The organism is Amycolatopsis echigonensis, from assembly GCF_014174495.1.
GTDB classification, from domain to species: Bacteria; Actinomycetota; Actinomycetes; order Mycobacteriales; family Pseudonocardiaceae; genus Amycolatopsis; species Amycolatopsis echigonensis.
Map to the genome: position 1 here is coordinate 1 of NZ_JACJHR010000139.1, position 11,503 is coordinate 11,503.

Annotated in this window: 11 protein-coding genes; 1 reads left to right on the top strand and 10 read right to left on the bottom strand. The window is 67.6% G+C overall.

Annotated elements, in window-relative coordinates:
- From H5411_RS43955 to H5411_RS43995, 9 genes are all read right to left on the bottom strand, one after another.
- Positions 1–1,209: AMP-binding protein (locus H5411_RS43955; RefSeq protein ID WP_183127628.1), on the bottom strand; the 1,209-nt coding region annotated here is incomplete at its 3' end.
- A gap of 52 nt (positions 1,210–1,261) precedes the next feature.
- Positions 1,262–1,669 carry an SCP2 sterol-binding domain-containing protein gene (locus H5411_RS43960; protein WP_183127630.1) on the bottom strand — a complete coding sequence of 136 codons (408 nt, stop codon included), beginning with the start codon at positions 1,667–1,669 and terminating at the stop codon, positions 1,262–1,264.
- 59 nt (positions 1,670–1,728) lie between these two features.
- Entirely contained in the window at positions 1,729–3,228 is a 1,500-nt protein-coding gene (locus H5411_RS43965) for an aldehyde dehydrogenase family protein (protein WP_183127632.1), read from the bottom strand.
- A 58-nt stretch (positions 3,229–3,286) separates the two neighbouring features.
- Positions 3,287–3,913, bottom strand: a complete 627-nt coding sequence (locus H5411_RS43970; RefSeq protein ID WP_312878744.1) for an RNA polymerase sigma factor — start codon at positions 3,911–3,913, stop codon at positions 3,287–3,289.
- Positions 3,914–3,973: 60 nt separating this feature from the next.
- Positions 3,974–4,288: a ferredoxin gene (gene fdxA / locus H5411_RS43975; protein ID WP_144639102.1), complete on the bottom strand. Its 315-nt coding sequence runs from the start codon at positions 4,286–4,288 to the stop codon at positions 3,974–3,976.
- 43 nt (positions 4,289–4,331) lie between these two features.
- Entirely contained in the window at positions 4,332–5,354 is a 1,023-nt protein-coding gene (locus H5411_RS43980) for an NAD(P)/FAD-dependent oxidoreductase (RefSeq protein ID WP_144639100.1), read from the bottom strand.
- 62 nt (positions 5,355–5,416) lie between these two features.
- Complete coding sequence (locus H5411_RS43985; protein WP_183127634.1) at positions 5,417–6,400, bottom strand: R2-like ligand-binding oxidase; 984 nt, start codon at positions 6,398–6,400, stop codon at positions 5,417–5,419.
- Between the two features lie 51 nt (positions 6,401–6,451).
- On the bottom strand, positions 6,452–7,558 hold the full coding sequence (locus H5411_RS43990) for an NDMA-dependent alcohol dehydrogenase (RefSeq protein WP_183127636.1): 1,107 nt from the start codon (positions 7,556–7,558) through the stop codon (positions 6,452–6,454).
- 191 nt (positions 7,559–7,749) lie between these two features.
- Complete coding sequence (locus H5411_RS43995) at positions 7,750–9,084, bottom strand: sensor histidine kinase (RefSeq protein ID WP_183127638.1); 1,335 nt, start codon at positions 9,082–9,084, stop codon at positions 7,750–7,752.
- Positions 9,085–9,165: 81 nt separating this feature from the next.
- Between H5411_RS43995 and H5411_RS44000 the strand changes: the two genes are divergently transcribed.
- Positions 9,166–9,834, top strand: coding sequence for a response regulator transcription factor (locus tag H5411_RS44000; protein ID WP_183127640.1), 669 nt, complete (start codon positions 9,166–9,168; stop codon positions 9,832–9,834).
- Positions 9,835–10,057: 223 nt separating this feature from the next.
- Here the strand turns inward: H5411_RS44000 and H5411_RS44005 are convergent, their stop codons facing one another.
- On the bottom strand, positions 10,058–11,410 hold the full coding sequence (locus H5411_RS44005; RefSeq protein WP_183127642.1) for a peptidylprolyl isomerase: 1,353 nt from the start codon (positions 11,408–11,410) through the stop codon (positions 10,058–10,060).
- Between the last annotated feature and the right edge of the window lie 93 nt (positions 11,411–11,503).

Consider the following 11,503-nt stretch of genomic DNA (forward strand, 5'->3'; position numbering starts at 1 on the left):
GTCGTCGACCTGGTAGTACGAACCGGTCACCCACGGCCCCCGCACCTCCAGCTCGCCGACGGCCTGCCCGTCCCGCGGCTGAGGCGTGCCGTCGTCGCCGACGATCCGCATCTCGACGCCGCAGACCGGGCGTCCCTGCGTCGCCCGCATCCGCCACGCGTCGGCTGGGCCGGCGGTGACCGCCGGGCGGGCCACCGATGCCATCGGGGAGGTCTCGGTCATGCCCCACGCCTGCAGGATGGTCACGCCGAGCCGGTTCTCGAACGCCTCCATGAGAGAGCGCGGCACGGCGGACCCGCCGCAGACGACCAGCCTCAACGACGAGAAGTCCAGGCCGGAGTCCTTGTCCGTGTGCAGGAGCACGTCGTTCCAGATCGTCGGAACCGCGCCGGCCACGGTGGGCCGTTCCGTGTGGACCATCCTGGCCAGCGGGGCCGCCTGCATGAACCGGTCCGGCATCAGCAGTTCCGCCCCGGCCATCAAGGCCGCGTACGGCAGGCCCCACGCGTTGGCGTGGAACATCGGCACGATCGGCAGGATCCGGTCTTGCTCGGCGATGCCCAGTCCGTTGCCCGTGCAGGCGGCCATCGAGTGCAGGTACAGCGAACGGTGGCTGTACACCACACCCTTCGGGTCGCCCGTCGTGCCGCTGGTGTAGCACATCGCGGCCCCGGCGTCCTCGTCCGCGTCGGTCCACGCGAACTCCGGTGACTCCGCGCCGAGGACGTCTTCGTAGCGGAGCACCGCCTTGCCGCTGCCCTCCAGCGGTGCCAGGTCACCGTCGTCGCCGGTGACCAGCACGACCTTGACCGTATCGAGCCCGGGCAGGACGCGGGCCAGCAGCGGCACGAGCGACGAGTCGACGATGACGGCCTTGTCCTCGGCGTGCCCGGCGATGAAGCGGATCTGCTCGGCGGACAACCGGATGTTGAGCGTGTGCAGCACCGCGCCCATGGCAGGCACCGCGGCGTACGCCTCCAGGTGCTCCTGGTTGTTCCACTGGAACGTGGCCACCCGGTCGTCGCCGGCGATCCCGAGGCGGCGCAACGCGTTGGCGAGCTGACCGCACCGCCGGCCCACCTGCTCGTAGGTCGACCGGCGGAACCCGTCACCCGTCGCGGTGATCACCCGCCGGTCGCCGTGGACCTCCACGCCGTGCCGCAGGATCGACGCGACCGTGAGCGGTGTGCCCTGCATGGTGCTGCGCATTACTCGACCTCCGTCACGCCGACGACGTCGTCATCGGAACTCTGTCTGCCGCTCACGCCTTCAGCAGGTCGTCACGGCCGTCACGCTCGAGCAACGACTCGTAGGCGGGAAACAGCGACTTCGCCGCCGGCACGAGCTTCAGGATCTTCGAGACCGGACCCTTCGCTCGGACCTGCCCCTTGGCCATCGCGACGGACAAGTTCACCTTGCCCAGCCAGAACCGGTTGCCGGTGTCGGCCGTCATGAACAGCTCGACGTGCGGCGTCAGGTCGCTCGCGCCCGTGTGCACCTCACCGGAGGGGAAGTCGACCGTCAGGACCGAGTCGGGGTCGGTGTAGGTGATCTGGAGGACGACGCCGGAGCCCTTCAGCTTCGGGCCCACCTCCGGGTCGGCCAGACCGTTCTCGAAGACACCGCCGATGTACTTGTAGACCTCGGAGTCATCCTTGAACGCACCCATTTTGCACTCCTCACTGAGTTTTTTTCGGAAAACTGTGGAATGTGGACGGACGGCGGGGTTCAGTCCATCCCGATCCAGACCGACTTCATCTGCGTGTACCCCAGCAGCGACTCCTCGCCGAGGTCACGGCCGTAGCCCGAGGACTTGTAGCCGCCGAAGGGAGCCGCCGGGTCGATCATGTTGTACATGTTGACCCAGACCGTGCCCGCTTCCAGTTCACGCGCGACGCGGTGGGCTCGCTTCAGGTCGTTGGTCCACACGCCCGCGGCGAGTCCGTAGACGCTGGAGTTGGCGCGGCGCACCGCCTCGTCCTCGTCGTCGAACTTCAGGACCGAGAGCACCGGGCCGAAGATCTCGTCGGTGGCGATGGACATCTCGTCCCGCACGTCGGTGAAGATCGCCGGCTCGAGGAAGTGTCCACCGGACAGTGCGCCTCCGGGCCGTTCGCCGCCGCACACCAGTGTCGCGCCGTCGCGAACACCCGCGCCGACAAAGCCTTCCACCCGGTCCAGCTGCCGCGCCGAGATCAACGGACCCATCTGGGTGTCGTCGTCCAGGCCGTGGCCCAGCTGGATTCCCCGGGCCTCCGCGGCGAGGGCGGCCACGACCTCGTCGTGGATGTCGCGGTGCACGAACAACCTCGAGCCCGCACAGCACACCTGACCCTGGTTCAGGAAGATGGCGTTGAAGGCACCCTGCGCCGCCGCCTCGACGTCGGCGTCCGGGAAGACGATGTTCGCGGACTTTCCGCCCAGCTCGAGCGTGAGCTTCTTCAAGCTCCCGGCGCTGGCGGTCACGATCCGCCGCCCGGTTTCGGTCGACCCGGTGAACGAGATCTTCGCGACGCCCGGGTGGTCGATGAGGGCCTGGCCGGCTTCCGGTCCCAGACCCGTCACCAAGTTCAGCACGCCCGGGGGCAGCCCCGCTTCGAGTGCGACCTCGATCAGCCGCAGTGCGCTCAACGACGTGAACTCGGAAGGCTTGAGCACCGCGGTGTTCCCCGCGGCGAGCGCCGGTGCCACCTTCCACGACGCGATCATCAACGGGAAGTTCCACGGCACGATCGCGCCGACCACGCCGAGCGGCTCGCGCTGGGTGTAGACTAGGGCTTCGCCCACCGCGGGCGACACCGGCAGGGTCTGGCCGCCGAGCTTCGTGGTCCACCCGCCGAAGTACCGCCAGATCTGCGCGGAGAGGCTGACGTCGAGGTAGGTCGACTCGGTGAGTGGCTTCCCGTTGTCCAGCGTCTCGAGGGTGGCCAGTTCCTCGGCGTACTCGTCGATCACGTCGGCAACGTCCAGCAGCACGCGGCCGCGCGCGGCCGGGCTGAGGCGCCGCCAACCGGCGAAGGCCTTGTGCGCGGTCTCGACGGCGCGGTCCACGTCCGCTTTGCCGCCTGCCGCGATGTTCGCCAGCAGCGCGCCCGTAGCAGGGTCCGTGGTCGGGATCTCGCCCCCTGCGGCAGCCGTCGTCTCCTCGGCACCGATGACGATGCTCGCGGCCGCGTTCTCCAGGAAGGGACGCACCGCCGGCGGAATCTCGACTGACCCCATCGTCATCAGCGAACGCCTTTCTGACTGGGTTCTTCACCAAGCAACTTTGTCTCCACTTCGGGTCTCAATCCACCGCGACCGGGTCGACCAGCTCTGCCAGCCGCCGGACGGCGCGGTGCTGCAGTGCGCGCACGGCGCTGTTCTTCCGCTGCATGACCTGCGCGGTTTCCGACACGGACAGACCGTCGAAGAACCGCAGCCGCAGGCAGATCCGCTGGTCCTCACTCAACTCGAACATCTGCCGGGCGATTTCCTCCCGGCAGGGCTGCGAGAAGACGCTGAACTCCGGAATCACGACGGCCTGCTCCTGCTCGGAAAACTCCGAGACCATCACCTCGTGCCGGAAGCGTCCCGACTTCACGTGGTCCAGGATGATGTTCCTGGCGATCGTCAGCAGCCAAGCCCGGACGCTGGATCCGAAGTACCGCACCGTGCCGATGCTGCGGAGCGCACGGAGGAACGTTTCGCTGGTGACGTCTTCGGCAGCGTGTTCGTCGCGCAGCCGTCCTCGTGCGAAGCGGTACACGTCCACCGAGAACCGACTGTACAGCAGGCCGAACGCCCGGTGGTCACCCTCTTGCGAGGCACGGACCAAAGACCATGGATCCGTTTCGGAGGGCGCGAAGCAGGCCTGGCCGTGCCCTCTGTCCTCGTCCCCACGTTCGCAGTCAATCGTCGCCATTGACGTCATCCGGAACTCCTTTGTGGCCCACTCGCGGCCGAGACCGGTCCGAAGCGCGCAGTGTCGCGGCTAGTGCTTTTCGAAGTTCTTCACGTACTCCGTGTCCTCGATCGGGGGGTCGACCTTGGTGGACCCGCCCGGGCTGCCGAGTACGTCGAACGCCGACTTCGCCGATTCCTGGAACGGCCGCCAGCGGTCGTCGACGTGCTGGGCCGGCCTGATGGCCTCGACCGGGCAGACCGGTTCGCACGCCGCGCAGTCGATGCACTCGGAGGGGTGAATGTAGAGCATGCGCTCGCCCTCGTAGATGCAGTCGACCGGGCATTCCTCGATGCAGGTCATGTCTTTCACGTCCACGCACGGTTCTCCGATGACGAAAGCCATCAGTTCCACCTCCTCAGGGTCGTTCGATGAATGTCGGTGTGCTTCAGGCGCCGACTTGGGCGGGAAGGGTCAAGTCACTCGAGTGCCCCGGCGCGAGCCCGGCCTGCGGGTCGAGCGCCACGGCCGCGTTGTTGACCGCGGTCGCCACTTCGCCGAAACCGACGGCGATGAGTTTGACCTTGCCGTCGAAGGTTGCGGCGTCGCCGGCCGCGAAGACCTCGGGCAGGTTGGTCCGCATCCTGCTGTCGACCCGGATCGCGCGGCCCTCGAGTTCGAGCCCCCAATCCTTGATCGGACCGAGGTCCATCAGGAACCCGAGCGCGGCGACGACGACCTGCGCCTTGGTCTCGCGGACCTCGGCCTCGCCGGCCACCTTGATGGCGACGCTCTCCACCCGGTCCTGCCCACGCAGTTCGGTCACGTTCGCGTCGACCAGCACGGTGCAGGCGGACCGGTGAAGCAATTGGACCGAGTGCTCGTGCGCGCGGAACTGCCGTCGGCGGTGCACGAGTGTGGTCGACCGCGCACGCGGCAACGCCGCCAGCGCCCAGTCGACCGCGGAATCCCCGCCGCCGACCACCACGACGTCCTTGTCATCGAGCACCTCCAGCCGCGGGACGAAGTAGCACAGGCCGCGGCCGAGAAAATCCTCGCCTGCCGGGATGGGGCGCGGGGTGACCGCCCCGACGCCGGAGGTGATCACGACCGCGCGGGCGTCGACCACCACGCCGGCCGACGTCGTGGCCCGCCACCCGCCGTCACGGCGCTCCAACCGCTGTACCTGCTGCGAAAGCAGGTACAGCGGGGAGAACGGCGCGGCCTGCCGGACGAGGTTGCCGATGAGCTCCTGCCCCGGCACGCCCGGCAGGCCGGCGATGTCGTAGATCTTCTTCTCGGGGTAGATCGCCTGGACCTGGCCGCCGACCTCGGGAAGGGCGTCGACCACCGCCATGCTCAGGCCGCGGAATCCTGCGTAGTACGCGCCGAAGAGACCCACCGGCCCGGCGCCGATGAAGAGCAGGTCGACGTTCGTGTTCGCTTCTTGCGCAGAGGTGTCCCGCAGCATGTCGGTGATTTCCTTGGGTTCGAGGTCGGCGTCGACCTGGTTACCGGTGAGAACTCGACGGGTCAGGAGCCGACGGCCGTCAGCGCCTGCTCGACCGCCGCTTCGTCTTCCGCGGCGAACTTGTCCTCGAGCTGCATCGGGGAGTAGTCCTCGTCGATTTCCTCGACCGCGCAGCCCCGTGCGCTCTCGATCGACTCGAGCCTGCGGTTGACCTTGTCCAACCCGTAATCGGTCATCTCGTCGAGGCTGATGCCGAACGGGGTGTTGTCCCCGAAATTGTCGAACAGCCGCACGATCAGCTGCAGCGCCGGCTGGAGCAGCTCCTGCATCCGCTCGTCGACGACGTCCCAGTTGCGGTCGTCGGCGGCGACGTGGCGCCGGCAGGTGAAGGTGCCCCACGCCATGTGACGCCGCTCGTCGTCGCCGATGTACTTCACGACCTGCTGCATGCCCGGCAGGATGTTGCGGCTCTTGCACACCTTGGCCCACGCGTAGTAACCGGTGAGGGCGAGACAACCTTCGACCACGTGGTTGTAGGTCACGGACGCGCGGATCTGGGCGGCCGGAGACGGATCCGTCGTCAGCGCGTACAGCGATTTCGGCAGCTCTTCGGTGAAGATCTTCGTGTACGCCTCGCTGTACTCGACGAACTCGTGGAGGTCGGTGCCGAGACCGACCGCGTCGAACCACAGGCGGAACGCCTGCATGTGCTTGGCCTCTTCGAAGGTGAACTGCGTCAAGTAGGCCTCGTCGGCCAGCCGGCCTTCGACGGCCATCGCCGTCGTGAAGGGCTGCAGGTCCTGGGTCACGGACTCCTCGCCGGCCATGAACTGGGCGGCCAGGATCGACGTGAGCCGCTTCTCGTCGGGGCTCATCGCCGCGAAGTCCTTGGCGTCCTGGGAGAAGTCGATGTCTTCGGGGTTCCAGAACTTCTTGTTCCCCTTGCGGAACAAGCGCATCGGGAACGACTCCATGCGGAGACCGCCCTCGCTCAGACTGCCGAAGCCCGTGCGCTTGCCGTGCTCGATGTTGCGTTCGATAGCCATGAAACTGTCCTCACATCACGAATTTGAGCCGTTGCGGGCGACCGAAGTGGGTTAGTACCGGATGAGGCCGCGGATGTTCTTGCCGTTGCGCATGTCCTCGTAGCCCTGGTTGACGTCCTCCAGGGAATACTCGGTGGTGATGAGCTCATCGAGCTTCAGCAGCCCGGCGTTGTAGAGCTCGAGCAGCCGCGGCACGTCGTGCTGGCCGTTGGACGAACCGAACAACGAACCACGGAGCTGCTTTTCGTACAGCGTCAACTCGATGAGACTGGTCGTGATCGACGTTTCCTCGGGGTGGCCGATGGCCGTGACGACGACCCGGCCGCGCTTCCCCACGAGCGAGAGGGCGGGCGTGATGTGCGCGCCCTCGGCGACGTCCGTGGTGATCACGCACACGTCGGCCAGCTGGCCGCGGGTCAGCTCGCTGACGGTGTTCCACGCCTCGTCCATCGACGCGGCCGTGTGGGTGGCCCCGAACTCGAGAGCCTTCGTGCGCTTGAACTCGACGGGGTCGATCGCGACGATGAGCCGGGCGCCGGCGATCCGGGCGCCCTGGATCGCGTTGACGCCGATCCCGCCGACGCCGACGACGACCACCGCGTCACCGGCCCGCACTTCGCCGGATCGGACCGCGCTGCCGAAACCGGTCGTCACGCCGCAACCGACGAGCGCGGCCTTGTCCAGCGGAATGCCGTCGTCGATCTTCACGACCGACGCCGCCGGCACGACGGTGTATTCGGAGAACGTGCCGAGCAGGCACATCTGGCCGACGTCTTCGCCGCGGGCGTGGAAGCGGTAGGTGTTGTCCAGCTGCGGGCCGAGCATCACGGCGGCGCCGGCGTCACAGAGGTTGCCCAGACCCCGCGCGCAGTACGAGCACCGGCCGCAGGCGGGCAGGAAGGTCATCACCACGTGGTCGCCCTCGGCGATGTCCGTGACGCCGGGGCCGACGGTCTCGACCACACCGGCGCCTTCGTGGCCGCCGACCAGGGGGTAGGGGAACGGCAGGTCTCCGGTGACGAGGTGCTCGTCGGAGTGGCACAGCCCGCTGGCGGTCAGCTTGACCAAGACCTCGCCGGCCTTCGGTGGATCCAGGTCTATTTCCTCGACCTGCCACTTTTCGTGCTGTCCCCAAAGGACCGCAGCCTTCGTCTTCATTGACGTCAACTCCTCATAGGTGAAGGACTCGGATCATCATCACAAGATCCGGCGCGACGCACACCGATCGCGCGAGCCATCGGTGGCCCGCGCGTGCCAACCCCGCCGACCCGCGCGGGCCACGCACACGGAAAGGGACGCGAAAAGACGTCAGAAAATGAGAAGTACCCGGCCGGAACGGCGAGACGTGCTCAGTCGACCGGCACTTCGAGGCAGGCGACCAAGCCGCCACCCGAACGCGGCCGGAACCGGATCCGGCCGTCGAGCGACTGGACGATCTGGTCGGCGATCCACAGTCCGAGCCCCGCGGTGCCACGGCGTTCGCCGACGGAAACGAACCGCTCGGTGACGATGGGCGCGAGTTCGGCCGGGAAACCCGGCCCCCGGTCGAGGATCATGACCCGGAGCCGTCCTCGTCCCAGCCGCGCGACGACCTCGACGGGTGTGCCCCGGCTGTGCCGTCCGGCGTTTTCCACGAGGTTGGTGATGACGCGTCGCAGCAGTTGTGCGTCCAGGCGGGACTGTGCACCCGGCGGCGTGACGGTGATCTGCAGCTCGGAGTCCGCCAGGCCGGCGGCGTCTCCGGCCGCGTACAAGAACTCCTCGATGTCGACGACCCTGCGACGCCCGGTGCTGAAGGTGGGCCGCCGGCTCGCGGCGACGTCGCCGAGCGCGTCCATCATCGACGAAAGGTGGCCCGCGTGGGCCGCCAGCAGCCGCAGGCTGGTCCAGCTGTCGTCGTCTTCGGCCGCCGCCGTACCGGTTCGCTCGACCAGGTTGTCGGTCAGCGCCTTGAGAGAGGCGATGGGAGTGCGGAACTCGTGCAGGATGACGTGCAAGCCGGTTTCCTGGGCCTCGTAAGACTTCAGGAGGCGGGCACGCAGGTCCCGTTCCTCTTCCGCCGCCGCCCGTTCCGCGATCGCCTGTGCCCGGGCGTCGCTGTGCGCACGTGTCGCCCGTTCGGTCAACAGCGCGAAGCCGCCCGTCAGGGCTGCGGTGAACACCAGGTAGACCGGCCACCACAACCCGGACTGCATGCGGATCGCCGACGACGTCTGACCGGCGTCCATCAGCACCGCGACCAGGAAATAGGCGCCCCCGAGGGCCATCGACACGGCCACAGTGGCCACGAAGGACAGTCGCATCGCCGCGGCCGCGATGACCAGGAACAGCAGCGACACCGCGACGCTGCTCGCACCTCCGGTGCACGCGATGATGGCCAGCGACAGGACCGAGTCCAGACCGGTCACCACCGAAGCGGACCGGATGCTGCGTAACTCGATCGTGGGATCCCAAAAAACGATGAACGCGTAGATGCTGCCGACAGCCAGCCACACCAACCCGATCGCGAGGTGGTGCCGCACGGAGTCCGGCCCGAGCGCGAGGAGCAGCCCGACGGACACCACGACGCCGACCCGGACACTGGCGGGCACCCGTTCCACGATCCGGATGTCGGTCTCCCGGAACGTATCCGTCTGGAGGATCGTGCTTGACCGCACGGAACGCCACCACGGTACGGTCGACATCGATGCCTCCACGACGCTGCCGCCAGCGCCTCTGCTGGTGGGCTCGTGTAGTGATTTTGTCATCTTCCGACGAGGAGAGCCGTGCAAGACCGCAAACTCGTCCTGGTGCTCGTCGATGACCACGACCTGTTCACCCAGGGCCTAGCTCTGCTGCTCAAGGCGAAAGCCGGCGACCGGTTCGAGATCGGTGGTACGACGAACCGCGCGGAGGAAGCGGCCTCGCTCGTCGGCTCGTGCGGCGCCGACATCGCGATGGTCGATCTCGCCATGCCGCCCGTCAACGGGATTCCGGCGATCCGCCATATCAAGTCCCGCCATCCCGATACGAAAGTCGTCGCGCTGTCAGGCACGTCGGACCTGAAGCTCGCCGAAGAAGCTCTACGGGCCGGCGCCGACGGATTCCTGCCGAAGTCGGCTGATCCGGATGTGCTGGTCGCTCCCCTGCTGTCCGTGGCCGCCGGCTTCCGAGTGGTCGAGGACACCTTGTTCACCGCGTTGCTCGACGCGGTGCGGCACCCGCCGGAGGAGATCTTCGGTCAGCTGGCGGTGGACGAGATTCGCCTGTGGGTACTGCTGTCCCGCGGCTTGGAGACCACAGAAATCGCCGAACGCATGCTGGTTTCCGAGCGGACCGCGAAGCGCCTGGTCGCCTCGCTCCTGAACAAGCTGGGGGCTCCGAACCGGATCGTCGCCGCCGGCATGGCCGGTCACTACGGCTTGCTTGGTAAGCAGGCGCCGAGCCCGGGCTGACAAGGCTCGGCGCCCGCCGGCCAGAAGAGCGCGGCAGCCGACACCACGACGAAGACGGCCGCGACTACGTAGGCGCTGACGGCGCCTCGGCGGACGACTTTCGCGCGCCGCTCGCGCTCGGCCATCGGCAAGTTCGCCGGAACGAGATCCAGTGAGCGCCTGCTGCCCCACCGTCCCAAAAGGACAAGCAGAACCGCCAAGACGACGAACGGGACGGCCGTGCTCATCGCGAAGGAACCGGCTTCCCTTGGGAAGGCCGGCCCGGGTTCGCCGCGCCCTGCTGACCGGTCACCGGGCTCTCGCCCGGCTTTACGTCCGGTGCGGCGTCGGGATTGTCCGGCCGGTACTCGTCCGCGTACTCCACGCCGGCGCCCTTGATCTGGTCTCCCAGCCAGGAACGCCACACTGCGAGCAGCTTTTCCATCTGCAGCTGCTGTTTGAGGCTGTCGTGCACCTTTTCGAAGGTCGCCGGCACCGGAGCCGTCACTTCATCGACCCGCCCGACGTTCCAGCCGAACTGGTTCTGCACCGGACCGAAGACCGTCCCCGCCGCTGCGCCGAAAGCCGCTTTCCCGTAGTCGTCCTGCAGCTGGCTACGGGAAAGCGCGCCGAGGTCGCCGCCCTTGTCGCGCGTCGCGGTGTCGATGCTGCGCTGCTGGGCCACGGTTTCGAACTTGGCTCCGTGCGACAGGTCGGCGATGACCTGGTCGGCCTCTTCCCTCGTCCGGACCACGATGTTGCCGATCTTGCGCTGCTCCGGGGTGCCCAGCTGGTCCTTTCGCGTCGCGAAGGCGTCCTTCACCTCCTGCTCGCCGACGTCGCCGGATCCCTTGGTGACCGCGTCGAACAGCTGAGAGAGAGCCAGCTGCTGCTTGATTTCCCCGATCACGGCCGGTTCGGACGTGCCGACGTTGCCCAGCTGCTGGACGAACTTGTCGTGGGCTTCCGTCCCCTCGCCGAGCTGCTGCGAGATCAACCTGGCCAGGGCGTCCTGCGCCACCTTGTCACCGATCACGATCCCGCGGTCCTGCGCGGCTTTCTGCAGGATCAAGCTCACCGCGTACGCCTTGGCGGAGTCCTTGCGGAACTTGCCGAGGGTCGCTTCGTCCTGCGGTGGCTGGACCCCGTACATGGCCCGCCAGGTCTCGAGGACACCGCTGAGCTGGTCGGCGGTGACGGTTCGGCCCGCGACGCGGAAGGCCGCGTCGTCCGGCAGCCGCTGGGAGTCGTACCAGACGTAGCCGCCTACCCCGCCACCGACCAGGAGCAGCAGGACCACGAGCAGGATGACGCGCACCTTGCGGGTTTTCGGCAGTTTGGCCCGGATGACGTCCTTCAGACCGGTCTTCGGTTTCTCCGGCCCGGCTTCGGCGTCCTCCTTCGGCTCGTCGTCGCCGTCGTCCGATTCGGACGAGTCGTCTGCGGTGTTGCTTTCAGCCGGTTCTTCCGCCTCGTCGCGGCCGTCCGGGAGGTCGGCGACGTCGGCTTCCTCGTCTTCGATCGTGCTGGGGCTCGAGGTCTTCACGGTCGCCTCCTCGTCGTCAGTCTTCTTCTCGCGTTCAACTCGCAGGCTCATCGACCCACCTCCACCACGACTCGTCCGACAGGTTCGGGAACGGGTGTCGCCACCCGGGTAACGCGGTCACGCGGTGGCCAGAGCCACACCACA